The sequence below is a fragment of the Pseudarthrobacter sp. YAF2 genome (genome assembly GCF_052113345.1).
In the GTDB taxonomy this organism is placed as follows: domain Bacteria; phylum Actinomycetota; class Actinomycetes; order Actinomycetales; family Micrococcaceae; genus Arthrobacter.
This window is the reverse complement of record NZ_JBFRDA010000028.1, coordinates 1-25,516: the sequence shown is the minus strand read 5'-3', so window position 1 is coordinate 25,516 and position 25,516 is coordinate 1. Positions and strand designations below refer to the sequence as shown.

Here is a 25,516-nt window from a genome sequence, read left to right as displayed (position 1 = left end):
TCAGGCGTCCTTTCGGTTGGCCGTGACCAGGAGCCACAGCAGGAACGGGGCGCCGAGCGCGCCGGTGACCACTCCCACCGGCAGGACGGTTCCATCCAGCAGCAGCGGGGCAAGGTTGGCGGCGAAGTAGTCCGCCGCGAGGACAATCAGGGCACCCACCAAGGCCGACGCCGGCAGGCCGGGGTTGCCGGTGAATCGTCGGGCGATGGGCCCGGCCAGGAAGGCGACGAAGGCGACCGGCCCGGCAGCCGCCGTCGCCACCGCCGCCAGCGATACCGCGATGACTACCAGGGCCAGACGGGTGCCGGCGACGCGGAGTCCCAGTCCGGCGGCGGTGTCATCTCCCAGCTCCAGGATGCGCAACGGCCCGGCGATGAACACGACGGCGGGGACCATGACCGCGAGCGCCAGGAACAGGACGCCGGCGCGGTCCCAGTTTGCGGAGTTGAGCGAGCCGTTCAGCCAGACCAGGGCGTCGGCGGCGGTGCGGATGTCGGCGCGGGTCATCAGGAAACTGACCACTGCCTGCAGGGCGGCGGCGATGCCCACCCCGGCCAGGACAAGGCGGTTCCCGGCGGCGTTCCCCCGGCCGCGGGAGGTCCCGCCGCTGGAGATCGCATAAATGAGGACGGCCACGGCGAGCGCACCCGCCAGCGCCGCCCCGGACACCGTGGCACCGGACGCCCCGAAAACAACGATCGCAACCACCGCCGCGGCACTGGCCCCGGAGCTGATCCCAATAACGTCGGGGCTGGCCAGCGGGTTGCGGAGCATCGTCTGGAACAGGGCACCGGCCAGTCCGAAGGCAACACCGATCATGGTTCCGATGACGGCATGCGGAAGCTTGTTCTCCATCACGATGAAGCTGGCGCCCGGGATTTTAGGGCCGCCGGTCAGCTGGTTTGTGACGATCGTGAAGAAGTCCGGGATGGTGACCGTGTAGCTTCCCAGCAGGACGGACACGAAAAACATCACCACCACGGCGGCGGCCAGCACGGCAGTCCGGCGGACCCTCACAGCCCGGCTCCCTTTCCGCGGCGGATCAGCCACACGAAGACCGGCGCGCCCACGAGGGCGGTCATGATGCCGGCCGGGACCTCGCCCGGGAGCAGCACCACCCGTCCGATGATGTCCGCCCCGAGCAGCAGCGCCGGAGCGGCCACCAGGGAGAGGGGCAGGATCCAGCGGTAATCCGGGCCGGTGAGGAAACGGACGGCGTGGGGAACCACCAGGCCGACGAAGCTTATAGGGCCGGCCAGCGCGGTGGCGGTGCCGCACAGCAGGACGATTCCCAGGGCGGTCACGGCGCGGGCGGGGCCAACACGCTGCCCGAGCCCGCGGGCGGTGTCGTCGCCAAGGGCCAGGTTGTTGAGGATCCTGCCGCTCAGGAGCACAATGAGCGCGCCTGCCGCCAGGAAGGGCAAGCCGGGCAGCAGCACGGCCCAATCCCGGCCGGCGATGCCGCCGACCTGCCAGAACCGGAACCTGTCCAGGGTGTCCTGGCTGGCGACCAGGATGACGTTCGTGAGCGAGGACAGCCCGGCGCTCAGCGCAGCACCCGCCAGCGCGAGCTTGACCGGCGTGGCGCCTTCCCTGCCCAGCGAGGCGATGAGGTACACCACGACGGCGGCGGTTGCGGCCCCGATGAAGGCGAACCAGATGTACCCGGAGAAGCCGGTCACGCCGAAAATGTAGATGCCGGTCACCACGGCGAGGGCTGCACCGGCATTGATCCCGATGATGCCGGGATCGGCCAGCGGATTGCGGGCAACGCCCTGCATTGCCGCGCCGGCCAGGCCCAGGGCGCCACCGGCCAGCAGGCCAAGGATGGTCCGCGGAATTCGTGCCTGGACCACGGCATGGTCGCCGTTCGCGGGGTCGAAGGCGGCCAGCGCCTGCCACACCGTGCCGAGCGGAATATCCCTGGCCCCGACGGCCAGCGATGCCCCGGCCATGAGCACCAGCACGACGACGGCGGCGGCCAGCCAGGCGGCCCGCTTCCTTCCCGGGGCGTCACCGCGGAGGAGGGCAGCCGCCGCCCGGGCCGGCACCTGGGTGCCGGGCTCCGTGGCGGGACGTGCTGTCGTCGTACTCATGGCGCTGGACCTACTTCATCGCATCCGCTGCGGCGGCGAGCTGTGGCAGGAACGTGTCCAGGGACCACGGCAGGCTCAGCGGCGAGGATGCCGAGATGGAAAGGGTCAGGGTGTTGTCCGAATCGGCAACCAGGGCGCCGTTCTTGATGGCCGGAATCTGGCCGAGGAGCGGATCGGCCTTGATGGCGTCTGTGGTGGAGGCATCCGGGACCCAGGTGACGAAGATGTCCGAGGCCAGCTCGTTCGCCTTTTCCGCGGACCACGGAATGTAGAACTCTTTGGAGCCCTTGGAGTTGTCCGCCACCACCGGGGCCAGGGTCATGCCGATTTCGGTGAGGAAGCGGGGGCGGTTGTCGTTGGCCGTGTAGACGTTCACGCCGTCACCCTTGGCGGGCTCGAGGTTGCCGTAGATGAAGCTCTTGCCGGCGATCTGCGGGTACTTGGCCACCTTGTCCTTGACGCTGGCTTCGGTGTCAGCCACCAGTTTTGCGGCCTGCGCTTCCTTGCCCAGGGCTTTGCCGATGATGGTGGTTGAGTCCTGCCAGGAGGTTCCGTACGCCACCTGGGGGTGGGCCACCACGGGGGCGATCTCGCTGAGCTTCTTGTAGTCCTCCTCGGTGAGGCCCGAGTAGGCGGCGAGGATGACGTCGGGGCTGAGCTTGGCGATCTCGGTGAAGTTGATGCCGTCCGCTTCCGAGTACTGGACCGGCGCCTTGTCGGAGCCGAATCCGGCGCCCAGCTGTTCCAGGGCGGCATCCTTCCACGGGGTGGAGCCCTTGCTGTTGCCGCCCCAGTCGTTCTTGGGGACGCCCACCGGCACCACGCCCAGGGCTATGGCGACGTCGTCGTTCACCCACGAAACGGTGGCCACCCGGGCGGGCTGCTTCTCAATGGTGGTACTGCCGAACACGTGCTCGATGGTCACCGGGAACGCTGCGCTGCTGCTGGAGCTGCCGGCGTCGGCAACGGAGGAAGCGGGGCCCGTGGAGCAGGCCGAGAGCGTGAGCGCGGCTGCTGCCACAACGGCTGCTGCTTTGCCGGCGGAGGAAAACAAGGTCCGGCGGCTGGGGAGGGGACCTGGGAAAAGGGGGGACGTCACGAGGCTCCTTCAAGGGGGCGGATGAAAACTTAAGTAAGGCTAACCTATGTAAATCATCATTACGCAACAATTTTGTCACCTAATCCAAAGTGGGTGATCAACAACACATCCAGGCACCATTCCTTGGACAGTTGACTCTCGATTTGGCAGGATGGCCTTGCCGGGCCGGCCAAAGCCGCACCGGGACACTGAACACCGGACAGGACAACGGGAATGCGCATGCAGAGGGTCGTCACGGCCGCCGCTGCCATGGAGAGCGGGGTGGCCGCTTTGGCCTGCTCCGCGGAGACTGACTGACTCTCCCCCGTTACCTTGGCCCTGATCCGGGCCGCCCACTGCTACGAAAGTTCAGCCATGCAATCAGTCACGCCTCAGCAAATCCGCTCCTCCTTCGTCAACGCCAGCCGCTCAGAAGCTGCGAAACTGACGCTGCCCAAAAACTTCGACTCCCTGGACTGGGACAGCCTGGAGTTCATGGGCTGGCGCGACGCAAAGATGCCGCTCCGCGGTTACCTGGTGGTTCCTGGCCCCAAGGGCCTCACCGGAATCATGCTCCGGGCCCCCGAAGGAGGTGCCCGGAAGAACCGCTCCGTGTTGTGCGAACTCTGCCGGGACGTGTTCTCCAAGGAAGACGTCCTGCTCTGGGTCGCCAAGCGGTCGGGCCAGTCCGGGCGCGACGGCAACACGGTGGGCACCCTGATCTGCGCCGACTTCGTCTGCTGCGGCAACGTCCGCAGGGAACCGCCGGCCAACGAGATCAACCCGGACCCCGCCGTCGTTGTGCAACGCCAAATCCAGGGGCTGCAGGACCGCACGGCGCAGTTCCTGGCGCGCGTGCAATCCAGGTAACCGGCCCCGTCCACCTCCGGCAAGTTACCGCAGGACGATGTCCACCGGGTTCGCCTCGGACCGCCAGGCGCCTTCCTCCCCCGGGCGGGGGCGGATGACGGGTGCGGTCAGGACCCCGGAGCGGTTGGTGCGTTTGTCACGCAGGATTTCGGTGACGGAGCCCAGGTGCCGGGACAGGTCGATCACGTTTTCGGGGGCGGCCAGCAGCAGCTGGAACCCAAATTCGTGCAGCGCCTTGATCCCGGCACCGGCGAACTCCTCGGAGGCGAGCACGAAGGCCTCGTCCATCATCACCGTGCCGTAGGTGGTGAAGCCCTGCTCGGCAATGCCCAGCTGGTAGCTGAGGGCAGCGGCCATGATGAACGCGGTGAACCGCTGCCGCTCGCCGCCGGACATGGAACCGGTGTCGGCGTGCATGAACACTTCGGTCTTCTTGCTGCCGCCCTTCTTTCCCGAGGTGGGGGCGGCGACTTCGCGGTGTTCCTTGCACTGGATGAACAGGTGGCCGCGGACGTCCAGGACCTCGGCGCGCCAGCGCCGGTCCTCGGGCGCCTGCGAACCCAGCCGCTTGACCAGCGTTTCCAGGGACTTGTAGCGGGCGGTGAGCTCGCCGTCGTCGTCCCTGCCTGGGCCGGGGCCATCTGCACGGCCTGCCTCCGCCTTCGCCGGCCGGGTATGCCGGGCCTTCAACGCATTCTGGATGGCGTCCTTGAACTGCTTGGCGGTAGGCGGCAGTGTCTGCTTGATGTCCAGTTCCAGATAGCTGCCCTCGTGGAAGTTCACCTGGGAGAGGATGCCGTTCAGGGGCAGGATGCGGCTGGTAATGGAGCGGCGTTCCTCGTCCAGCAGGTGCAGCAGGGTGCTGAAGGACTCATGCGTGCGCTGGTTGAAGAATTGCCGGAACTCCGCTTCCTGCGCGGGCAGGCCGTCATTCACGATCGCGTGGTAGCGGGCCTCGAATTCACTGGCCGCCCCGATGCTGGTGCCGTGGTCCGCCGAGATGGCGCTGCCCCACTCCCGCACGAAGCCTTCGAAGATGCGGGTGAGCCGCTCCGCCGTGGCCTGGCCCCGTGACTCTGCCGTGTGCAGTTCGCCCAGCAGGGCTGTCCGGACCCGGTTCGCCAGGTTGTCCAGTTCGTGCATTTCGGTCACGTCGCCGAATTCCGCGAAATGCGGTTCCAGCGCTGCGGCCGTGGCGTCCGACGGCGGCGCCTGGGCCAGGCGGACGCGCGCGGCTTCCAGCAGCGCGTCCGCCCCCGTCAGCTGGCGGTCCAGTGCCTTGTATTCGCTTTGCAGGACGGCCGCAGACTCGGTGCTGGACTGGTGCTTCTGCCGGGCCTCCTCGATGGTGGCGCGGAGCGGTTCCAGGTCCGCCTGTGCGGCCAGGGCGTCCTTGAGCCGCTGCTCGATCCGGGCGAGCTCATCCGCCGCGACGGCCGCGGACACCTGCTCCCACGGGCGGTCATCCTCTGCGATGCGGCGCAGGGCATCGAGCTGGCGGCTCATGCCCTGGTGCGAGTCCTCGCGGCTCTGGGCCAGTTCCGCGGCCTTGGCCACTTCCTGGCGGAGGTCCTCCACCTGACCTGCCACAAGTTCCAGCTTGGCGGCGTTGTCGAAACCAAGCACGTAGTCCTGGCGGCTGGTAAAGCGGTCATCCTTCTCCACCGTGTGCCGGTTCCGCTTGACCACGCCGCCCAGGCTCAGGCCCTTGTCCAGCGCTGCCAGCTCATCCGGATCCTCCACGCAGGGATAGGCAAAGTCCAGCGCGATCCGCTCACGGACCCATTCGCCGGCCTCGGCCACCGCACCCGCGGCGAGGATGTCCAGCTTGGCCAGGAGGTCGCCGTCGCGCGCGTCCTCCACGGCGAGCGCCCCACCCGCCAATGGCTTGGAGACGTCCACCGCCCGCAGCGCGCCGCGGACGTTGTGGTCGTTGAGGTACCGGGTGACGGCACCGAAGTGCTCGCCGGGCACCAGCAGGGTGGTGGCAAGGCTCCGGAGTGCGCGCTCCGCTGCCGGGCGCCATCGATCCTCCCCTTCGGCGAGGTCCATGAGCTCGCCTGCGAACGGCATCCGGTCTTCCGGGATCCCCGTGGCAGCGGCGATCGCAGCCCGGTTTTCAATGCTCGACGGCGGCAGCAGGGATTTGCGCGTCTTCAGCGAGACGAGTTCCTGCTCGGCGGCCGCGAGCTCCCTCTTGCGGGTGGCGTGGGCGTCAAACGCCTCGAACCGGAGCTCCTGCAGGGCCTGCGAATCATCCTTCAGCTCGGCGGACCTCGCTGCCGCCTGCTCATGGGCTTGCTCCCAGCCGGCCGCGCTCCACTCAAGCTGCAACCCGGCGTCGGACAATGCCTGCTGGGCCGCCTCCTCCACCTGCCGGCGGAGCTTCAAGCCCACCTTGGCGTTCTCCAGCGACTGCTCGATCGCCGAGATGGCGTTGCCACCCTGGTTGTTGTAGTCGGTCTCCAGCTGCCGCAGCTCCTTGGCCAGTCCGTCACGGACCGCACGTTCGGCGCCGAGCTCCTTGGCCTTCGCCTGCGCCAGCTCACGGAACCGGACCAGGGTCTTCTGGTGGACCTCGACGGCCAGCTTCTGCTTGTAGGCCTCGAACTCCTCGCCCACCAGCTCCCGGAGCCGGTTCGCGTCCAGCAGGGACTGGGCATATTCACGGTTCAGGCCAGGGACGGGAGCCAGCTGGTCGCGCTGCTGCCGGACGTCCTCCAGCCGCTGGCGGATGGACATCAGGTTGCTGAACTCCTCCACCACATCATCCGCGGCGGCCAGGGTGGCAGGGGCATCCAGCACCTGGTCGCGGAAGAACGTGTTGACGCTGCCGCCCAGGCCCTTGCCCGCCTGGATCACGCGCAGCAGGGGCAGCGCCTGGTCCGAGCTGATGCCCAGCAGCCGCCGGAACCGCTCAGCGAACGCCTTGTGGACATCGAACACCTGCGCGTGCGGGAAGATCGCCTCCAGCGCGCCCTTGGTGAAGCGCTTGTCCGCTATGTCTTCAACGGCCTCCAGGTCCAGCGGCACATTGTCGATCAGGTAGAACCGGCCCACGCTGGATTCCGTGCCGTTCTTGGGCAGGTCGAACAACGCCGAGACCGTCACCCTGGTGCCGGCTGCGTTATCGAACGTCAGGGCGACGGCGGACCAGGTGGCACCGGGGCGCTGGAACGCACTCGCCGAGCCCTCCCCCACCGCCTTGTCCCCCACCTTGCCGCGCATGTACGTGAAGGTGGTGCGCTTGTCCTCCACCGCACCGCCCGAACGCTGCGCAGCCGCCTCGTTGGACCGCGGCCGCGCATCGAAAACCCGCAGCATGGCATCGAACAGCGTGGACTTGCCCACGCCTGAATTGCCCGTCAGCAGGGTGCCGTTGCGGTCCACATGCATCGTGTGCGCGCCGTGGAACGTCCCCCAGTTGACCACTTGCACCAAGGCAAGCCGCATCTGGCCCGGGTTGGTCACGTCCCCGAGCGGGAGCATGCTTGCGATGGTCACTTGGTCACCTCAGTCGTGGTTTCGTTCGCGCCGCCACCGGGCACATGCTCGGCGTGCTCGCTCGTTCCTCGCTTAGACGCACGCTGCCGCATGTCCCCGTCGCCACCGCTAGTGCCCGGAACCTGGGCATCCACTGACGATGACGCCGGTGCCGCCCCGGGAGTGGCATCGGGCCTGTCGGAGCCGGGCGCATCGTCCGCAGGACGAATGCCGCCCGGCGAAGGGGCGGGGGCGGCGTCGGCGTCGTCGTCCCCCGCTCCGTCTTCGTCCTCGTTGGATGAAGTATCCGCGTCGAGGTCAAGGAGTGGTTCTGTTCCTGATTGATCTGCCGAGGCGGCGACCAAGGCCTCTATGTGGGCCGGGATGTCGCCGATGTTTTCGAACGGCAGCGCCAGGGGCAGGGCGTTGGAGATGGTGTAGACGTCGTCCAGGCCGGTGGGGAGCAGGAGTTGGCGGGCCAGGAGCTTGGTGATGGCGCGGGTCACCACGTCGGAGTCACGGAGGGCGTCCTGCTGGCCGGCCGGCTGGTAATGCGCCACCAGGTCCGTGATTTCCTCGCGCGTGATGGTGGGGTCTGTCTGGGCGGTGACGTGCCGGTCCAGGAGCAGGCGGAGCCGGAGCAGCACGATGGTTTCGACCCGGCTGAGCGCGCGCTGCTGCCGCAGAATGCTTGAGCGGGTGCTGCCACCGATGACCTCCGGATCCACGGGACGGAGGACGGCGATCTTCCGTTCATGGTCCAGCTGCAAGGTAAGGAACAACTCGGAGAGGCGGCTCCGAAGAATCAACTGGTTGTCCAGCAGCACCGTCCACAGCTTCTCGTCGCGGCCGCCGTCGATGTAGGGGCCCTTGAGGAGCTTGACCAGGGCTTGCCGCACCTTCATGGGCAGCACACCGGTATCGCCCGGGAACAGGGCTGCGCCATCGACGAACGTGTCGCGGGGCGAGACTGCGAAAGGGTGCTCAACGCCCGGTGCCGCCCCCGCCCTGGTTTCGACGGACTCAACCACAGGGCCGTCTCCTGCGTTGCCGATGGGCTCAACAACCGGCGTCGTGATTTCCTCAGTCATCTGAATCCTTTGCGAGCGTAACCACCGGCAGGTAGGCCCTGCGCATGGAACCGTCTATCTGTTCGAAGTCCAGGCCGTCCCAGGCTCCGCGGTTGAAGTCCGCACCCCGGTGCAGGGCTTCGGAGAGGAGGGCGCGGATGGAGTTGATGTGCTGTTCGCCGGGCGGCAGCTGCTGCCAGGCGTCGGCCAGCGTCGCAGCCCCGGCCATGGCCGCCCGGACCAGAGCGGGCTTGGCCTTGCCGGTCCTCTGCGAGCGCACCCGGTCCGAGTCGGTAAAGGCGATGGGATCGGCCAGGCGGGGCGGGGCCGCGAACTCGTCGGGATCGAAGAGCTTCACCATGGACAGTGACTCGAAGCCGGCGTTGTACAGGACCGGGCCCGGTACCAGGCCGGGCCGTTCACGCTCATATGGCAGGGAGCGGATGGCCTGCTCGGCTTCGCGCAGGACCTGGCGGAGCCGGACCGACTGGCGGAAGTCGTCGCTCTGGACGTATGTGTTGAGGCTTTCGCTGAGCTTGCCGTAGATGCGCTGGATCTGGCTGTGCTGCTGCCGGAGCTCGGCCACCAGGTTCTTCAGCGTCTCCCGGTCCTCGGGTGAGAGGTCGTCCGCGAACTGCCGGCTCAGTACTTCGCCGATGGCGGACCGGAACCGCAACTGCTGCTGCGGGTCCTCCAGGAATGCGGTGAAGGACCGGAACGTCCTGCCTTCCGGGCTCTGGCGGAGCCGTTTGTCCGCCTCCAGGACCTGGGCCATGGTGGCGCCCTTGGTCAGCGACTCCTCGATGATCTGGTTGCGCAGGCCGCCCACCAGTTCCTCGATCCGGTCGCGCATCTTCTTGTAGTCCGCGGGCAAGCTGGCAGCCAGGTCCAGGATGTTCCCGGCAGCCTCCACGGCTTCGTCGTCGTCCAGCAGGCCGTCGAACTCGCCGGTGCTGATGTCCTGGATGAGCTGCTGCCGTTCTTCGATTTCCTCTTCCAAGGCTTCCAGGCGGGCGCTCTGGTCCGGGTTGGTCTCGTTGGCGAGTTTCTCCACGTCCCCCAGCAGCGTTCCCAGCCGGGACCCGTTTAACGTGGACCGTTCGCTGGAAAGGCTGTCCAGGAAGGCAAGCACGCGCGCGGCCGGCTCGGTGACCTCGTAGACGATCTGGCCCGACTGGTTCCGGCGGGTCAGGAACTGCCGGCGGGTCCACTCATCGCCGAAGGACTTCCCGTTGGCCCCTCCGCCCAGCCCGGGATCCTGGCGCCGGAGCTCCTCAAGGAAGGAGTCGACGTCGGCGTGGAATTCTTCCAGCGGCAGCTGCGGCCGGGTACGGGTAAAGGAAGCCTGGAGCACCGCGATCACCCAGGGCGCCGAACGCGTCAAGGCCCAGGCGGGTCCCTTGGTGAGGAGTTCGAGGTCCCGGAGCCGGGCGCTGATGGCGTCAGCGGATGACCTGGCGGAGCGGGGCACACACTCTCCTCGGGCTGGTGGGCGGGGGCGCGGCAGCGGGACGAACCGGAAAACTGCCAAGTACAAGGTTAACGCAGGCCGCCGCGACCACTCCGTGACCTACCTGCGGGTATTGTTTCGATCCCGTATCAACAGCCACTTCCGCCCCATGCGCCTCTGGCTGGCCGCGGGCCTGTCCCCCTAGGCTGCTGCTACTGGTCTTCGCCACAGCAGTCTTTCGCAACGCAACGCCGCAGCAGCAGGGGGATTCATGCAGTTCGATCTGAGCACAGTGGAAACAGCCACCATGGTTTTTATCGGGACGCTGGTATTTGGCGCGATCCTGGCCGCATTCGTCCTCGCCGCCGGGCTGGTTGCCCTGGTGCTGCTGGGCGCCGGCAAGCTCACGTGGACAGTGCTGGCCACGACGCTCCTGGCAGTGGTCCACGGGATCAACGCCGGGTGGGACAGGCTGGTCCACCGCGCGGCCGCCGTGGATATTTCCGGCGATTTCCAGGGGCAAACGTCCCCTGGTACCGGAACCTACCCGCGGGTAATCTTGAGTGACAGCTGAAGGGTTCTCCAACCCGGCGGATCCATGGCTACACCGGCCATTCCGGCCCAAGGAGATAACCCATGAGCTCCGCTACTGACAGCCAGGCCAAAGACGCCCCGGCTGAGGAAACCCCCGTCCCGGCCGGCAACATCGGGGCCGGCGCCACCGCCGAAGACGCCCGGGCCGTCGCAGAAGCCGCCCGGGAAACCGGCTGGGACCGTCCCAGCTTCGCCAAAGGCCTCTACCTGGGCAGCTTCGACCTCGGCCTGGTCCATCCCTGGCCCGCCGCCGATCCCGCGTCCGTGGAAAAGGGCGAGGCATTCATGGCCCGCCTCACCGAGTACGCCAAGACCATGTCCGGGCGGGTCATCGAACGCGACGCGAAGATCCCGGACGAGTACATCAAGGGCCTGGCCGGCCTGGGCGTCTTCGGCATGAAGATCCCGGAGGAATACGGCGGACTGGGCCTCTCGCTGGTGTACTACGGCCGGGCACTCGCCCTTCTCGGCAGCGTCCATCCCAGCCTCGGAGCGCTGATCTCCGCCCACCAGTCCATCGGCGTTCCCGAGCCCGTCAAGGTCTTCGGCACACCCGAGCAGAAGCGCGAATACCTCCCCCGCTGCGCCGCCGGCGCCGTCACTGCGTTCCTCCTCACGGAACCGGACGTGGGCAGCGATCCTGCCCGGATGGGCAGCACGGCAACGCCAACGGACGACGGCGAGGCGTACCTCCTGGAAGGCGTGAAACTTTGGACCACCAACGGTGTGATTGCCGAACTGGTGGTGGTGATGGCACTGGTCCCGGCCCACACCGACGCCGCGGGCACAAACCACAAGGGCGGCATCAGCGCGTTCGTGGTGGAGATGGACTCCCCGGGCATCACGGTGGAAAACCGGAATGCTTTCATGGGATTGCGCGGCATCGAAAACGGCGTGACCCGCTTCCACCAGGTGCGGGTCCCGGCCGCCAACCGGCTGGGGCGCGAGGGGCAGGGCCTGAAGATCGCCTTGACCACACTGAACACCGGCCGCCTGGCGTTGCCGGCGTTGTGCGTGGCCTCCGGGCGCTGGAGCCTGAAGATTGCCCGCGAATGGTCCAACGCCCGCACCCAGTGGGGCCGGCCGGTGGGCGAACACGAAGCCGTGGGCAAGAAGATCGCCTTCATCGCGGCGTCCGCCTTTGCCCTGGACGCGGTCTTCGAACTTGCCGCCGAACTTGCCGACGCCGGGCAGAAGGACGTCCGGATCGAAGCCGCGCTCGCCAAGCTCTGGGCCACCGAGATCAGCTGCCGGATCGCTGACGAGCTGGTGCAGATCCGCGGCGGCCGCGGGTTTGAAACGGCCGAATCGCTGGCGGCCCGCGGCGAACGCGCGGTACCGGCAGAGCAGCAGTTGCGGGACATGCGCATCAACAGGATCTTCGAGGGGTCTTCCGAGATCATGCGGCTGCTGATTGCCAGGGAAGCCGTGGATGCGCACCTGGCCGCCGCGGGCGACCTCGCGTCCTTGGATGCGAGCCTTGCCGATAAAGCCAAGGCCGCCGTCGGCGCCTCCGGTTTCTACGCCAGGTGGCTGCCCAAGCTCGTGGCCGGCGCCGGCATGGACCCCCGCTCGTACAACGGGTTCGGCAGGCTGGCCAAGCACCTGCGGTTCGTGGAACGATCCTCGCGCCGGCTGGCACGGCAAACCTTCTACGGCATGGGCCGGTGGCAGGCCAAGCTGGAGCGGAAGCAGGCGTTCCTGGGCCGCATCGTGGACATCGGCGCCGAACTCTTCGCCATGACCGCCTGCTGTTCCCGCGCGGAGATGCTGCTGCGCACCTCACCCGGCACGGCCGCCGGCGCATACGAGCTCGCAGACGCCTACTGCGAGCAGGCGAAGGTCCGGGTGGACGAATACTTCGACCAGTTGTGGCGGAACACCGACGATGCCGACCACACACTGACCCGCAATGTCCTCGCCGGTGACTACACCTGGCTGGAAGCGGGCGTGCTGGACCAGTCCGAGGGCACCGGTCCGTGGATCGCCGACGCCTCCCCCGGCCCCTCGCAGAAGGAAGACCTGCACCGCAAATACCGGTAAAACCGCAGGTCACAAAGTAGTAAGCACGCTTGCTATCGGTGGTGGCGGGTGGTTGAGTTGGTTCATGAGCAGCTCAACGGACCCAGAGAACCTGCCTCCCCGCCGTGTCCGGGGGGACGAAACGTCCCGCAATGGCAACTACCGCCCGGGCGCAGCGGAGGATTCCGCCACGCGCTCGATGGACAAGACCCCCGCCCGCTCGGCGGAGGGCACGGATTATGCCGCCGCCCCCTCCGCCGAGCGGGAGTACCAGCCTGCCCCCACCAGGGCCACGCCCGTGGTCGAACCGGTGGTGGACCCGACGCTGACGGACAGGGAAACCGCCATCGCCCGCCAGAAGGAGCGCTTTGGCGGCATCAAGGCAGGCTCTGCGTTCTTCGGCTGGCTCACCGCCACCGGCATGGCCGTGCTGCTGACGGCACTGGTGGCAGCCGCCGGGACCGCCGTTGGGCTGGCCAACAACACCGATGTCAACGCGGCCGTGAACCAAGCTGCGCAGAACAGCGGCACCGTGGGGCTGGTGGGCATCATCGTCCTGCTGGTGATCCTGTTCCTCTCCTACTATTCCGGAGGCTACGTCGCGGGGCGGATGGCCCGCTTCAACGGCGCAAAGCAGGGGCTCATGGTGTGGATCTGGGCCCTGATCGCGGCGGTCGTGGTCGCCATCCTCGGCTTGGTGGCCGGGCAACAGTTCAACGTCCTTGCCAATCTCAACAGCTTCCCGCGGATCCCCGTCAACGAAGGCCAACTGACCACCACCAGCATCATCGCAGCAGTCGTGGTGGCAGCCGTGGCCCTGGTGGGCGCCGTGCTGGGCGGGCTTGCGGGCATGCGGTTCCACCGCAAGGTTGACCGCGCCGGCTTCACGCCGGACAGCGAGTATTACGATGACGGCGCATAGTCCGCAGGCAGCGCGCGGCTGCTAGGAGGACAGGATGTCGCCATCCACATAGAGCCACCGGCCGCCTTCGCGGACAAACCTGCTGGCTTCGTGGAGGATGCCGCGGTCCGCGCCGTGCCGGTAGTAGGCCTTGAACTCAACCGTCCCTTTGCTGTCGAAGGGACCACCCTGGCTGGTGGCCACAATATCCAGGCGCCGCCACTGCATGGCCGGGTCCAGGTCCAGGCTGGCCGGGACCGTGCCAGGATGCTGGGTCCGCAACAGGTATCCCTCATCCAACCTGACGAACGCGGTGTAGCGGGACCGCATCAGCTGCTCCGCGGTTGCGGGTTCGGCCGGGCCGGAATGGAACCTTCCGCAACACATTGCGTACGTTTCGCCGGACAGGCACATGCAGTTCGCGGACTCATTCGATTCGGTCACCCGGTGATGCTGTCATATCGGGTAACAGCTTCGCTACAACACTGGCCGCGACACCGCTCCCGGCCGCACGACTGGCCAAAAATCCGTATGGTGGAGGAGGAGCTTGGCCCCCCGGTGCTGTGCGCCGGCCGCAAGCCCGGGGATGTTGGTGGAAAGGAGTGATGACGTGGAGCAACCGGACACTCTGGTCCTCAACCTGACCTTCTTCGGCACCATGGGCGTAGCCCTCCTGATGTTCTTTGTCCTCTTCCTCCTCGGGGTGCTTACCTTGGTCCTGGCAGGCCTGGGCCGTCTTGCCGGCATCGTCCTGATGACGTTGTTCGGAAAAGGCCCGCTCAAGGTCCGTGCGCTTTCCGCGGCGGCACGGGATCAACACCCGGAAACCCGCAAATCCTGGCGGGAACGCGCCGCCACCCTCAGCCCGGCCCGGCTCACGGAGTCGCTGCGCACCGCCGTCGTACGCCACCCGAAGTTTGCCGTCCGCCGCGAACCCCCTGTCCTCGCAGAAGACTGGGCCTCAGCCGTCGCGCGGGCGGATGCCCGCGCCACGGCCCGGGCCAAAGCCGCGGCACCGGAGATCAAATTGTCGGTGCGGGACCTTCCGGATCCCGCTGTGCCCGCCGACAAGGTGGAGGAGGTGGCTCCGCTGGTGGAATCCGCGCTGCGCAACCACCGGCCGCCGCACGAGCTGCCGAGGTCCTTCAAGAGGCCACAGCCATCCCATCCGCTCGCACCATTGGACACCGGGTCCCTCGTTTCACTGGCCGGCCCGCAGCAGGTGCTCAAGGAACAGGAACCGGACAGGAACAGGACGTCGCCCGCGGCGTCGCGGGAGAACGGCAAGCAGCCCTTACCCTGAGCAACCAACTGGGTTAGCGTGAAACCCATGGAATTCAGATACCTCGGAAACAGTGGCTTCAAAGTCTCGGAAATCACGTTCGGCAACTGGCTGACGCACGGCTCGCAGGTGGAAAACGACGTCGCCAGCCAGTGCGTGCGCGCGGCCCTCGATGCCGGCATCAGCACCTTCGACACAGCGGACGTCTACGCCAACACGGCAGCGGAAACCGTCCTGGGCGAGGCGCTGAAGGGCGAGCGCCGGGAATCCCTGGAAATCTTCACCAAAGTCTTCGGCCCCACCGGCCCCAAGGGCAAGAACGATCTGGGCCTCTCACGCAAGCACATCATGGAATCCATCAACGGGTCACTGCGCCGGTTGCAGACAGACTACGTGGACCTCTACCAGGCCCACCGCTACGACTTTGAAACACCGCTGGAAGAGACCATGCAGGCGTTCGCCGACATCGTCCGGCAGGGCAAGGCGCTCTACATCGGGGTGAGCGAATGGACCGCTGACCAGCTGCGTGAAGGCCACAGGCTGTCCAAGGAACTGGGCTTCCAGCTCATCTCCAACCAGCCGCAGTACTCCATGCTGTGGCGGGTTATCGAGGCGGAAGTTGTCCCGGCGTCGGAGGAGCTGGGGGTGTCCCAGATCGTTTGGTCGCCCATGGCCCAGGGCGTCCTCAGCGGCAAGTACCTTCCCGGCCGGCCGGCCCCGGAAGGCAGCCGCGCCACGGATGAGAAGGGCGGTGCCAAGATGATCCAGCGGTGGATGCGCGACGACGTCCTGGCAGGTGTGCAGGACCTGAAGCCGATTGCCGCCGAAGCGGGCCTGACAATGCCGCAGCTGGCCGTTGCCTGGGTCCTCCAGAACCCGAACGTGGCATCCGCCATCGTGGGCGCGTCCCGGCCCGAACAGATCGCGGACAGCGTTGCGGCGGCAGGCGTGACGCTGGACGCCGCGGTCCTGAAGAAGATCGACGACGCCATCGGCGGCCTCGCCGAACGCGACCCGGCCCAGACCAAGTCGCCGGCCACCCGGGAAGCCTGAATGCAGTCCCCGGCCGATCTCCCGGAGCTTGCGGTCACCGGATCAACCGGAGGCCTGGGCGGCATGCTGGCGCGGCAACTTGCCGCGTCCGGATTCGCGCAACGCCTGCTGGTGCGCGACGCCGCCCGGGCCCCCGAACTGGCCGGGGCCTCCGCCGTGGTGTGTTCCTACGGGGACGGCGCTGCGTCCCGGCAGGCCCTGGACGGGGTAAAGCTGCTGTTCATGGTGTCCGCGGCCGAAGCCGAAGACCGGTTGCAGCAGCACTACGCGTTCGTGGACGCCGCCGCTGACGCCGGAGTGCAGCACGTGGTGTACACGTCGTTCTACGGCGCTGCGCCGGATGCCACCTTCACCCTGGCGCGGGACCATTACGCCACGGAGGAGCGGATCAAGGCCTCCGGAATGGACTTCACGTTCCTTCGGGACAACTTCTACCTGGACTTCCTGCCGCTGATGACCGGAGAGGACGGCGTGATCCGCGGCCCCGCCGGTGAGGGCGTGTTTTCCGGGGTAACCCGGGAGGATGTGGCCCGCTCCGCCCATGCAGTGCTCCGCGATCCGGCAATTCATAAGGGAATGACCTACAACCTGACCGGACCGGAAGAGCTGTCCATGGCGCAGGCCGCCCGGGTACTCAGTGACGGAACCGGCCGGACCATCAGCTACCACCCGGAAACGGTGGAGGAAGCCTACGCATCCCGGGCGTCCTACGGTGCTCCGCAGTGGCAGTTGGACGCGTGGGTGAGCACCTATACCGCGATGGCGGCCGGGGAGATGGCCGGGCTTTCACCGGACGTGCACGGGCTGACCGGTCAGGACCCCATCAGCCTGGCCGAGTTCCTGACCCGGCCTGTCCTGTAGCGCTCCCTCCCCGGGCCCGTGGGCTGTTGACGGACCGGGGAGCCCGGCGTAGACCTGTGGCTAGGCGCCGCCACCCAGGCGGAGCACGGCTCAGAGAATCCCGGCGCCATGACAGAGACCAGAGAACACAGCCAATCAGCGGCGGCGGAAGCCCTTCCGGTTCCCGCAGGCCCGTCAAACGGCCCGCTTACTCCCGAGGAACTGCAGCTCTCCGCCCGCAACCATTCAATGCCGCTGGAGGCGCTCCGCCGCGAGGTCACGCCTCCGGGGCTGCACTACGTGCTCACGCATTTCGATATCCCGGATATCGACAGCCCCTCCTGGCACCTGCGGATCCGGGGTGCGGTGGAACGGACCCTGGAGCTGGGCATGGCCGCCCTCCGCAGGGCCCCGGCCATCACCGTTCCGGTCACCCTGGAGTGCGCGGGCAACGGCCGGTCGCTGCTGGAGCCGCGGCCCCTCAGCCAGCCGTGGGTCCTGGAAGCGGTGGGCACGGCCCACTGGACCGGTGTTCCGCTGGCCTACCTCCTGGGCAAAGCGGGTGTACTGCCGGATGCCGTGGAGGTGGTCTTCACCGGCGCGGACGCGGGCGTGCAGGGCGGCGTCCCGCACCATTACGCGCGCAGCCTGCCGGTCCGCGAAGCCCTGCGTCCCGACGTCGTCCTTGCCTACAAAATGAACGGCGCCGAACTGCCGCCGCAGCATGGGTACCCGCTGCGGCTTGTGGTTCCGGGCTGGTACGGGATGGCCAGCGTCAAGTGGCTGGAGTCGATAGAGGTGGCCAAAGAGCCGTTCACCGGGTTCCAGCAGCAGTCCGCCTACCGCTACCAGGCCTCCGCGGACGACGCCGGCCGGCCGGTTTCGAGGATCAGGGTGCGTTCGCTGATGGTTCCGCCCGGGGTCCCGGACTTCTTCACGCGCCGGCGGTTTGTCCGCCCTGGCCCGGTCATGTTGCAGGGCAGGGCCTGGTCCGGGGAAGGCGCCGTGGCCGGCGTCGAGGTGGCCATTAACGGCACCTGGCTGCCCGCCCGGCTGGGCAAGCCCGCCGGCGGCTACGCGTGGCGGAGCTGGACCATGCCGTGGGTGGCCGAACCCGGCGAGCATGTCCTGGCCTGCCGCGCCACCGACGTCACCGGCGCCACCCAGCCCCTGGAACAGAATTGGAACTACCAGGGGATGGGCAACAACGTAGTGCAGCGGGTCAGGGTGATAGTGGAGTGAAGCCGGCGGCCCGGGGCTATACTCGGTGCCAATCATGACCAGCCTCCCATCCTCCCCCGCCAGTGTCCGAATCGATGCGTGGTTGTGGGCCATCCGTGCCTACAAGACACGGTCCGCCGCCACCGCCGCCTGCCGGGCCGGGCACGTCCGCCTCAACGGCAGCCCTTCCAAGGCCTCAGCGACTCTGGTCACTGGAGACACGGTGACGGTGCGCATGTCCGGGTACGAGCGCATCCTTGAAGTGCGGCGGCTGATCGCCAAGCGCGTTGGAGCCGAGGCCGCATCCCATTGCTTCACGGACCACACTCCCCCGCGGCCCGTCCTGCCGGCGCTGGGGCTCCCGCAACGCGACCGGGGCGCCGGCCGGCCCACCAAGAAGGACCGCCGTGAGATGGAGCGCCTCAAGGGACCGGCCTAAGCCTGCACCCGGGTCAGCTTCTGGTCCGCCCCCGCACGAGGTTCGCGTACGGCAGTTTCCCGTACTCCTCGACAAAACCTGTGTGGTAGTCCGCCTCGGCCTGGTTAAGGGTTTCGGCGGCCATTTCCTTCCACGCAACCAGCAGCGTCCCGGCATCCTTGAGTTGCCAGATGAGCCGGCCGTCCCAGTGGCCCGGCGGCTTTCCGTGTCCGAAGTCCAGGAACTCCTGGATCTGCCGCCTTAGCCCGCGGTTGCCCTTGCTGCCCGGACCGGCTTTGCCGAGGTACAGGACGGCGGCCGTGTCCACCCAGGCAGCCTTAATGTCCTGCTCCGGCAGGGAGGGATCTTTCTTCTTAAAGACGCCGGCGGTGCTCTTCTTCAGGAATTCCGGCTGGAACGCGTCCGGCGTCAAAATGACGAATATGCCCGTTCCCCGCGGGACCCGCATGGCGTCAAGGTCCTTCGCAGGCCGGAAGCCCAAAAAGCCGTCATCTTTCAAGCCCTTCCTGGTGAACTGCATCCTCACATTGAACAGCATCCCGGCAGTCCCCGATCTCCGAAGAAACGCCCATGCTGTTCTCAGGAACACTGGCTACCATTGGCCCGTGCCACCGCTTGAGATCCTTATTTCCTCCTGGCGCCTCGACTGGGCCGCCACAGCGTTCGTCATTGTGGGCGGAGTCCTCTATGGGTGGGGGATGCGTTCGGCCGGACGGAAAGGCCACCGCTGGCCGGCCTGGCGTGCGCTGGCGTTCTACGTCCTGGGCCTTGGTACTTTCGTCATCCTGACCTGCGGCTTCACCGGCGTGTACGGCCCGCAGCAGCGGTGGGCGTTCACCCTCAAAATTTCCCTGCTGCTCTTTGTGGTTCCACTGCTCATCGGCCTGGGCAAGCCGCTGACACTCGCGCGTGCGGCGTTGCCGGACCACGGAGCGGCAGTCTTTGACGCTGTCCTGTCCAGCCGTCCGGTGCGGTTTGTCAGTAATTCATTCGGCGCACCCTTACTTGGGCTGGCCCTCTTCTCCACCTTTCTGACGCCGGCCTTCTACACGCTGCGGACCAACCCTGCGGCCGACGCACTGCTCACGCTTGGTGTCCCGCTGCTGGGCATGCTCATGGCACTGCCCATCATCGAAGAATCCAATTTCCAACGGTCCAGCGCCTACCTGACCCTGGAATTCATGTTCGTGTTCATTGAGTTGCTGATCGACGCCGTCCCCGGAATCCTCCTTAGCCTCAACGGCCAGGTCCTCGACCATGCAATGACCCTCCCGGATCCCCAGTGGTGGTTCAGGGACGCCCTCCAGGACCAGCAGTTCGCGGGGAATTTGCTGTGGTTCATCTGCGAGGTGGTGGACCTGCCGCTGATCATCCTCATGTTCATCCGCTTCTCACACAGCGACAAGCGCGAAGCCTTGGTGTTTGATGAACTGACCGACGAGCAACTCGATGAGCTCCACAACCAGCACCTGCGGGGCCGGCACTAGGCTGGCCTGGGCCAAAAATCAAGTGTGCCCACCGCTCGCCGCGGAAGCGTAGAGTGACATAGGACGCCTGATTCTGGACGCCTCGCCGCAAAGGGAGAAATCGTGACGATTGATTGGGACGAAAAAAAGGCCCTGCTACAGGAACCGAACATCGCGAAGGTAACCCAACTTTGCGAAGAACTGATGGAGAAGAAGCCCGGTTCCACCGTCCCCTATATCGACCCCGTCCATGACGAAGACGAGTGCCGAATCATCAGCCTCCAGGCCAGCCCCGGCAAGGGCACCGAATCCGGGTTCGTCTCCCTGTATAACGACGACGAAGCAGCCCGCCGCGCCACCCAGATCTACGAGCTCGCCGAACTGGATCCGCAGTACGTCATGCCGTGGAACGCGTACCCCTGGATCCGCGAAAGCGGCAGCCCGTCGGCGCTGAGCGTCCAGGAGAAAACCGACGGCCTGCGCCCCTTCCGCCAGTTCCTCAAAATCAATTCCCGCGTCTCGGCGGTCATCGCGCACGGTACGGACGCTTCCACGTTCCTGACCCTTTTTGAAAAGACCTACCACTCGTCGCTGAAGAACAGCGGCATCAAAATCTACAAGGCCTCCGCCCTCGGCGGCAGGGCCTTTGCTGTTTCAGAGGCCAAGCAGGAAGAACTCCTGGCCAAGAGCGTGGAAACCTACCGTGATGCCATGCAGCGGGCGGGCATCCAGCACCTCTAAGACTGCAGCCGCCTGACTGCTACAGGGCCTCCAAGAGGCGGCGGCGGTGTTTCAGTTCCTTAACCCACGCCCTGGTGACCCTCTCCGGAAAGGGTGACCCGCCGGCGTCGTCCGCCGTGGAATTGTTCACGACCGCGAAGGCCGTCCCTGCCTCAAGGTCGGCGATCAGCGGCCCGGACGCCTTCAGGGCCAACTCGACCACGGTTGCGGCCGCACGCTCCGGCAAACCCAACGTGGTTGCCCAACCCAGGAAATGCCGCCGGGAGATGCCGGTCCGTTTTCCGCCCAGGGTCAGCGCCAGGGTCTTGTCCCCGTAAACCACTGTGGAGGGGATGTCGTACACCGGGGCGATCCCCCACTCCCCGCCGGGTTCCTGCACCATGGACACATTCTTGGCGTGCAGGTCGCCATTGCCAGTGAGCCAGGCAAAAGCGGCCTGAAGGGCGAGGTTCCGCAAGGCGGGCAGCGGTGCCGCGCAGTGATCGGCCAGCGCCTTGCAGACCTGCCCGTACCCCACGTTGTACTTATCCGCGGGGTAGAGCTTGAGTACCTGGGCACCGTCTTCAACGGCAAGGCGCAGGGCGTCGTCCGGGCCGCCGCCAGGGAGCGGAACACGGTCGAAGCGCTCCACCAGCAGCCCGGGGCGCCCCGCGACATCGCGGATCAGCTGTACCCGGCTCAGGGGAACCCGCAACTTCGCGGCGTAGCGGAACATGACGAACTCGTTTTCCACCACATGCGGAAACTCGGGAGCATTGAGTTTGAGGATGAACCGCTTCCCCGCATTGGCCACTGGCAGCGAGATCATTCCGGCGGAAAGCTTGTCCTGCACCCCGGCGAGCGCCACGGGATCGATCAGATCGGAGTCGCCGATGAGCTGCTCGAAATCCACCGGTTGCCCAGGATCCAGGCGCACCGCATGCTCGTCCGGGTCCAGCGGCTCCCCGTGGCCAACCACCTGGACGTCGCCCACCGGATTTCCGCCCGCAGCGATGAGCAGCGAAAGGTCGTCGTCAGCACTCGCCTTGATGGACCGGCGGAGCGCGTTGAGCCGGCGCCCTTCCGGCAGCAATCCCGTGAAGTAGGGCGGAGCCGCACCGGCGGCGGACAGGACGGGTTCGTCAGTAAGGGGCAGGGAGGTGGCGACGGCGCCCCTCCCGGATTCCAGGTAGGCGGGAAGGTAACTGAACCGGGTGCCGCCGTCGTGCCGCTCAAGCCTGGCGGCCAGGATACCGGCCTTGTACACATCTGCCACGCGGTGCCTCATTCGCCCGCTCCACCTTCCCCTGCCCCCGGCCTCGGGAACATCCGCACCGCGAGGCTGGTCCTTGGCGCGACCTGCAGCTCGAGCCCCAAGGCCTCCAGCAGTGCAAGCAGCGAGTCCACTTGGACACTGGGCTTTCCCTGTTCCACGAAGCGGACGAATCGCTCGGATACGCCAGCAATGTCCGCCAGGTCACGCTGGTTGAGCCGAAGGGACTTGCGCCGTGCGCGCACCTCCAGCGCCACCTGCCCCATCAGGGAGTCGGTCACCACACCTCCTAGGCACGATCGTGCCGATTACGGCCAAATTAGCACCCTGGGACCGAAAAGATAAGTCCCTCGCCTGGGTAGACGGCACGTTCGTGCCGATCGTCCGTGGGATGGTCGCCGGTCAATTGTCAGGGTATTTTCAGGAGCGCAGGCGCATACTCGAAGTTACCCTGACCGCCGGCCAAAGAAACAGGCTCACCCTTGACGTCCCCCTCCAACCGTCCACCCGAGGCAACATCCCGGACAATGCCGGCCGCCATCCGCGTGGCGCGGCTGCCCTTCCCGGCAAAGCCGGGCCCGGCTCCGGCACCACGGGCCTAAAGTTGCTTACATGACGGGGTTCATCGACGGCCTCTTGAACGTCAGCCCACTGGTGGCGTACATCGCCGTGTTCTGCCTCGTCTTTGCCGAGGACGCCTTGTTCATCGGCTTCGTCATCCCGGGAGAAACCGCGGCCGTCCTGGGCGGCGTGGTGGCCAGCCGGGGCGAAGTCCAGCTGGGCGTCATGATGGCACTGGTAGTCGCCGCCGCGATCGTGGGCGACAGCGTGGGGTATGAAGTGGGCAAACACCTGGGCAGCCGCATCCTGAAAAGCAGGGCGCTGGCCCGCCACTCCGGGAAGCTGCACAACGCCCAGGACCTGCTCCGCCGCAAGGGCGGCGCCGCCGTGTTCCTGGGCCGGTTCACCGCCTTCTTCCGGGCGGTCATGCCGGCCCTGGCCGGCACCTCGCGGATGCCTTATGGCCGCTTCCTCGCCTACAACGCGGCAGGCGGCGTGGTGTGGGGCATCGGCTTCGTCCTCCTGGGCTTCCTGGCGGGCAACTCCTACGAAGCCGTAGCCCAGGCAGCCGGCCGGGACATCGCCGTCGTCACCGCCGCGGTGGCGGTGGCTGCGCTCGTCGCCTGGCATTTCCGCACGCGGCGACGGCGGCAGCACCGGCGTGCCGCAGGACAGCGGCAGGACTAGGGAGGGCTTGACAGCGACTGTGACGGGTGCCATATTTAAGGCGTGAACCTGTCAGACAGCCGGACAGCAGGACAGCCTGCATCCCGTCCCCTTGCCCGGCTGAGCGCTGCCGAGGCGGTGTTCAACACCATCCGTGCGGACATCGAATCCGGCACCTTTCCGGTGGGCAGCAAGCTCAGCTCGGAAGCCACGCTGTCCCAGCAGTACGGGGTCAGCCGCTCGGTCATCCGGGAAGCGCTCCGCTCGTGCACGGCCTTGGGCCTGACAGTCACCCGGACCGGCAAAGGCACGTTCGTCATTGCCGGCAAGGTGGCCAATGACCTCACCCTGGGGCAGTACTCGGCACGGGACCTGACCGAGGCCCGCCCGCACATCGAGGTCCCGGCCGCCGGGCTGGCCGCCCAGCGGCGCACCCCGGAAGAACTGGAAACCCTCCGCGACATCGTGGCTGCCATGGCCACGGAAACCGACCCCGAGTCCTGGGTTGCCCTGGACTCCTCCTTCCATGCCGCCATCGCCCGGGCCAGCGGCAACAAGGTTTTCGCAAGCGTGGTGACGGACATCCGGGACGCCCTGGCCCACCAGTCCGAGACGCTGAACATGGTGGCAGACCGCCAGCACGCCTCCGACGTGGAACACCAGCAAATCCTGGCCGCCATCGAGGCCGGCTCCGCGGATGACGCCCGCGCCGCCATGGCCCACCACCTGGAAGCCGTGGGCGCGGCCCTGGACTCCATCCTCAGCAACTAGACACATCCAACCGACCCTTCCAAGGACGCCATGCCATCCCCCGTGTTTTCCGCTGCCCACACCGCTGCCCTGGGTGAACCGGCCCTGCCGCTACACACCCCGCTGGTGGCTGCCGTCCGTGACGGCCTCGTGGAGAGCGTCCACTACGGCTCGGCAATCGCCCTTGCGGCTGACGGTTCCGTGGCGGCAACCGCCGGCGATCCGCTGGTTCCCTTCTACCCGCGGTCCGCGCTCAAGCCGCTCCAGGCCGTCGCCATGGTCCGGGCCGGCTTGGAGCTTCCCGCCGACCTCCTGGCCCTGGCCGCCGCAAGCCACTCGGGCTCGGCGGCCCACCGTGACGGTGCCCGGCGCATCCTCGATCTGCACGGGCTGGCCCCCACCGACCTTGAGAACAGCTCCGACCTCCCCTACGGCACCGCCGAACGTGAGGACTGGCTGCGCGCCGGCGGCGGGCCCACGCAAATCACCCAGAACTGCTCCGGAAAGCACGCCGCCATGGCCGCGACCTGCGCGATCAACGGCTGGTCCGTCCGGGGCTACCTCGATCCCTCCCACCCGCTGCAGCAGCTCGTGGCGCAGACCGTCACCGACCTGACCGGCGAGGCCCCCGCCGCACTGAGCACCGACGGCTGCGGCACCCCGCTGTTCGCCCTCACACTGGGCGGGATGGCCCGCGCCTTCGGCCGGATCGCCCGGGCGGCTTCCCTTGCAGCCACGCACGACGACGGCAGGACCGGTTCCGGAAGCGCGGAAGCCGCCGTCGGGCTCGCCATGAAGCGTCACCCGGACATGGTGGCCGGCGAGGGCCGCGACGTCACCGACCTGATGCGCCTGCTCCCGGGCGCCGTGGCCAAGGACGGCTTCGAGGGCATCCAGCTGGTGGGCCTGGCCGACGGCGGCGCCGCAGCCGTCAAGATTTCCGACGGCGGCGACCGCGCCCGGATGCCCGCCACAGTACAGCTGCTGGCGGCGCTGGGCGTGGACACCGTACTGCTCGCCGGCATCGCCACCGCCCCGGTCCTGGGCGGCGGCCACCAGGTGGGCCAGCTGCTGGCCACTGACTTCCTGAATACCAACCCGTCCACGCCCGTCAACGAAGCCCTGTGAGGACCCCTATGACCATGATTGACACCGTTGCGGATGCCCCATCCGTCCCCGCCACCAGGTCCGAGCACGACCTGCTGGGCGACCGGGAGGTACCGGCGACTGCGTACTGGGGCGTGCACACGCTCCGGGCCGTGGAGAACTTCCCGATCACCGGCCAACAGCTGTCCTCCAACATGCACCTGGTCCGTGGGCTGGCCGCCGTCAAGCTCGCGGCCGCCCGGACCAACCGTGAGCTGGGCCTGCTGGACGCCGAGCGGGCCGATGCCATTGAGCAGGCCTGCCAGGATGTCCTGGCCGGCCGGCTTGCTGACCAGTTCGTGGTGGACGTCGTCCAAGGCGGTGCCGGGACCTCGTCGAACATGAACGCCAACGAGGTCATCGCCAACCGTGCCCTGGAGATCCTCGGCCACCCCAAGGGCGACTACGCCAGGCTGCACCCGAACGACCACGTCAACCTCAGCCAGTCCACCAACGACGTGTACCCCACGGCCGTGAAACTGGGCACCATCTTCGCCGCCCGCGAACTGCTGGCCGCACTCGAAGAACTCGAGGA

At 67.3% G+C, this 25,516-nt stretch carries 24 protein-coding genes and 1 pseudogene; 15 read left to right on the top strand and 10 right to left on the bottom strand.

Features of this window, described 5'->3' with window-relative positions:
• The 3 genes from AB4Y79_RS20820 to AB4Y79_RS20810 are packed head-to-tail and all read right to left on the bottom strand — an operon-like array spanning nt 1 to nt 3,195.
• On the bottom strand, nt 1–972 hold the full coding sequence (locus AB4Y79_RS20820) for a FecCD family ABC transporter permease (protein ID WP_441865995.1): 972 nt from the start codon (nt 970–972) through the stop codon (nt 1–3).
• A 41-nt stretch (nt 973–1,013) separates the two neighbouring features.
• On the bottom strand, nt 1,014–2,096 hold the full coding sequence (locus AB4Y79_RS20815; protein ID WP_441865970.1) for a FecCD family ABC transporter permease: 1,083 nt from the start codon (nt 2,094–2,096) through the stop codon (nt 1,014–1,016).
• 10 nt (nt 2,097–2,106) lie between these two features.
• Nucleotides 2,107–3,195, bottom strand: a complete 1,089-nt coding sequence (locus tag AB4Y79_RS20810) for an iron-siderophore ABC transporter substrate-binding protein (protein ID WP_441865968.1) — start codon at nt 3,193–3,195, stop codon at nt 2,107–2,109.
• A 354-nt stretch (nt 3,196–3,549) separates the two neighbouring features.
• Between AB4Y79_RS20810 and AB4Y79_RS20805 the strand changes: the two genes are divergently transcribed.
• A complete protein-coding gene (locus tag AB4Y79_RS20805) occupies nt 3,550–4,044 on the top strand; it encodes an FBP domain-containing protein (protein ID WP_441865966.1) in 495 nt (164 codons plus the stop codon).
• Nucleotides 4,045–4,068: 24 nt separating this feature from the next.
• On the opposite strand, the gene AB4Y79_RS20800 is transcribed toward AB4Y79_RS20805, so the two are convergent.
• The 3 genes and pseudogenes from AB4Y79_RS20800 to AB4Y79_RS20790 all read right to left on the bottom strand — a co-directional run bounded on the left by AB4Y79_RS20800 (nt 4,069) and on the right by AB4Y79_RS20790 (nt 10,068).
• Nucleotides 4,069–7,548 carry an ATP-binding protein gene (locus tag AB4Y79_RS20800; protein ID WP_441865964.1) on the bottom strand — a complete coding sequence of 1,160 codons (3,480 nt, stop codon included), beginning with the start codon at nt 7,546–7,548 and terminating at the stop codon, nt 4,069–4,071.
• A 224-nt stretch (nt 7,549–7,772) separates the two neighbouring features.
• Nucleotides 7,773–8,618, bottom strand: a pseudogene (locus tag AB4Y79_RS20795) (DUF4194 domain-containing protein); the annotation flags it as partial.
• Nucleotides 8,611–10,068, bottom strand: a complete 1,458-nt coding sequence (locus AB4Y79_RS20790) for a DUF3375 family protein (RefSeq protein ID WP_441865962.1) — start codon at nt 10,066–10,068, stop codon at nt 8,611–8,613. The pseudogene AB4Y79_RS20795 and the gene AB4Y79_RS20790, both read right to left, overlap by 8 nt.
• A gap of 250 nt (nt 10,069–10,318) precedes the next feature.
• Here AB4Y79_RS20790 and AB4Y79_RS20785 point away from each other — a divergent pair, with 250 nt between their 5' ends.
• The 3 genes from AB4Y79_RS20785 (at nt 10,319) to AB4Y79_RS20775 (ending at nt 13,585) form a co-directional block, all read left to right on the top strand.
• Nucleotides 10,319–10,621, top strand: coding sequence for a hypothetical protein (locus AB4Y79_RS20785; RefSeq protein ID WP_441865960.1), 303 nt, complete (start codon nt 10,319–10,321; stop codon nt 10,619–10,621).
• Between the two features lie 62 nt (nt 10,622–10,683).
• Nucleotides 10,684–12,684, top strand: a complete 2,001-nt coding sequence (locus tag AB4Y79_RS20780) for an acyl-CoA dehydrogenase family protein (protein ID WP_441865958.1) — start codon at nt 10,684–10,686, stop codon at nt 12,682–12,684.
• Nucleotides 12,685–12,748: 64 nt separating this feature from the next.
• Nucleotides 12,749–13,585, top strand: a complete 837-nt coding sequence (locus tag AB4Y79_RS20775) for a TIGR04086 family membrane protein (RefSeq protein ID WP_441865956.1) — start codon at nt 12,749–12,751, stop codon at nt 13,583–13,585.
• Between the two features lie 21 nt (nt 13,586–13,606).
• Here the strand turns inward: AB4Y79_RS20775 and AB4Y79_RS20770 are convergent, their stop codons facing one another.
• Entirely contained in the window at nt 13,607–13,978 is a 372-nt protein-coding gene (locus tag AB4Y79_RS20770; protein WP_441865993.1) for a YchJ family protein, read from the bottom strand.
• Nucleotides 13,979–14,174: 196 nt separating this feature from the next.
• On the opposite strand from AB4Y79_RS20770, the gene AB4Y79_RS20765 reads away from it, so the two are divergent.
• The 5 genes from AB4Y79_RS20765 to AB4Y79_RS20745 all read left to right on the top strand — a co-directional run bounded on the left by AB4Y79_RS20765 (nt 14,175) and on the right by AB4Y79_RS20745 (nt 18,399).
• Complete coding sequence (locus AB4Y79_RS20765; protein WP_441865954.1) at nt 14,175–14,867, top strand: hypothetical protein; 693 nt, start codon at nt 14,175–14,177, stop codon at nt 14,865–14,867.
• 27 nt (nt 14,868–14,894) lie between these two features.
• Complete coding sequence (locus tag AB4Y79_RS20760; protein ID WP_441865952.1) at nt 14,895–15,899, top strand: aldo/keto reductase family protein; 1,005 nt, start codon at nt 14,895–14,897, stop codon at nt 15,897–15,899.
• The gene (locus tag AB4Y79_RS20755) at nt 15,900–16,760 is read left to right on the top strand and encodes an SDR family oxidoreductase (protein WP_441865950.1); all 861 of its coding nucleotides are present in this window, start codon (nt 15,900–15,902) and stop codon (nt 16,758–16,760) included.
• A 108-nt stretch (nt 16,761–16,868) separates the two neighbouring features.
• Nucleotides 16,869–17,981, top strand: a complete 1,113-nt coding sequence (locus AB4Y79_RS20750; protein ID WP_441865948.1) for a sulfite oxidase — start codon at nt 16,869–16,871, stop codon at nt 17,979–17,981.
• A 34-nt stretch (nt 17,982–18,015) separates the two neighbouring features.
• Nucleotides 18,016–18,399: an RNA-binding S4 domain-containing protein gene (locus AB4Y79_RS20745; protein ID WP_308929399.1), complete on the top strand. Its 384-nt coding sequence runs from the start codon at nt 18,016–18,018 to the stop codon at nt 18,397–18,399.
• A 13-nt stretch (nt 18,400–18,412) separates the two neighbouring features.
• Here the strand turns inward: AB4Y79_RS20745 and AB4Y79_RS20740 are convergent, their stop codons facing one another.
• Nucleotides 18,413–18,919: a hypothetical protein gene (locus tag AB4Y79_RS20740; protein ID WP_441865946.1), complete on the bottom strand. Its 507-nt coding sequence runs from the start codon at nt 18,917–18,919 to the stop codon at nt 18,413–18,415.
• A gap of 85 nt (nt 18,920–19,004) precedes the next feature.
• Between AB4Y79_RS20740 and AB4Y79_RS20735 the strand changes: the two genes are divergently transcribed.
• Entirely contained in the window at nt 19,005–19,886 is an 882-nt protein-coding gene (locus AB4Y79_RS20735) for a cytochrome c oxidase assembly protein (RefSeq protein ID WP_441865944.1), read from the top strand.
• A 102-nt stretch (nt 19,887–19,988) separates the two neighbouring features.
• Nucleotides 19,989–20,606, top strand: coding sequence for a uracil-DNA glycosylase (locus tag AB4Y79_RS20730; RefSeq protein WP_308929396.1), 618 nt, complete (start codon nt 19,989–19,991; stop codon nt 20,604–20,606).
• 19 nt (nt 20,607–20,625) lie between these two features.
• On the opposite strand, the gene AB4Y79_RS20725 is transcribed toward AB4Y79_RS20730, so the two are convergent.
• Both AB4Y79_RS20725 and AB4Y79_RS20720 read right to left on the bottom strand, forming a co-directional pair.
• The gene (locus AB4Y79_RS20725; protein ID WP_441865942.1) at nt 20,626–21,861 is read right to left on the bottom strand and encodes a type II toxin-antitoxin system HipA family toxin; all 1,236 of its coding nucleotides are present in this window, start codon (nt 21,859–21,861) and stop codon (nt 20,626–20,628) included.
• An 8-nt stretch (nt 21,862–21,869) separates the two neighbouring features.
• Nucleotides 21,870–22,139 (bottom strand): type II toxin-antitoxin system Y4mF family antitoxin, encoded by a 270-nt coding sequence (locus AB4Y79_RS20720; RefSeq protein WP_441865940.1) that lies wholly within the window; start codon nt 22,137–22,139, stop codon nt 21,870–21,872.
• A 331-nt stretch (nt 22,140–22,470) separates the two neighbouring features.
• On the opposite strand from AB4Y79_RS20720, the gene AB4Y79_RS20715 reads away from it, so the two are divergent.
• The 4 genes from AB4Y79_RS20715 to AB4Y79_RS20700 form a co-directional block, all read left to right on the top strand.
• Nucleotides 22,471–23,106, top strand: a complete 636-nt coding sequence (locus tag AB4Y79_RS20715; RefSeq protein ID WP_441865938.1) for a DedA family protein — start codon at nt 22,471–22,473, stop codon at nt 23,104–23,106.
• Between the two features lie 42 nt (nt 23,107–23,148).
• Nucleotides 23,149–23,856: a FadR/GntR family transcriptional regulator gene (locus AB4Y79_RS20710; protein WP_441865936.1), complete on the top strand. Its 708-nt coding sequence runs from the start codon at nt 23,149–23,151 to the stop codon at nt 23,854–23,856.
• A 30-nt stretch (nt 23,857–23,886) separates the two neighbouring features.
• On the top strand, nt 23,887–24,963 hold the full coding sequence (locus AB4Y79_RS20705; protein ID WP_441865934.1) for an asparaginase: 1,077 nt from the start codon (nt 23,887–23,889) through the stop codon (nt 24,961–24,963).
• A gap of 8 nt (nt 24,964–24,971) precedes the next feature.
• The coding region (locus AB4Y79_RS20700) for a lyase family protein (RefSeq protein ID WP_441865932.1) at nt 24,972–25,516 on the top strand (545 nt) is incomplete at its 3' end.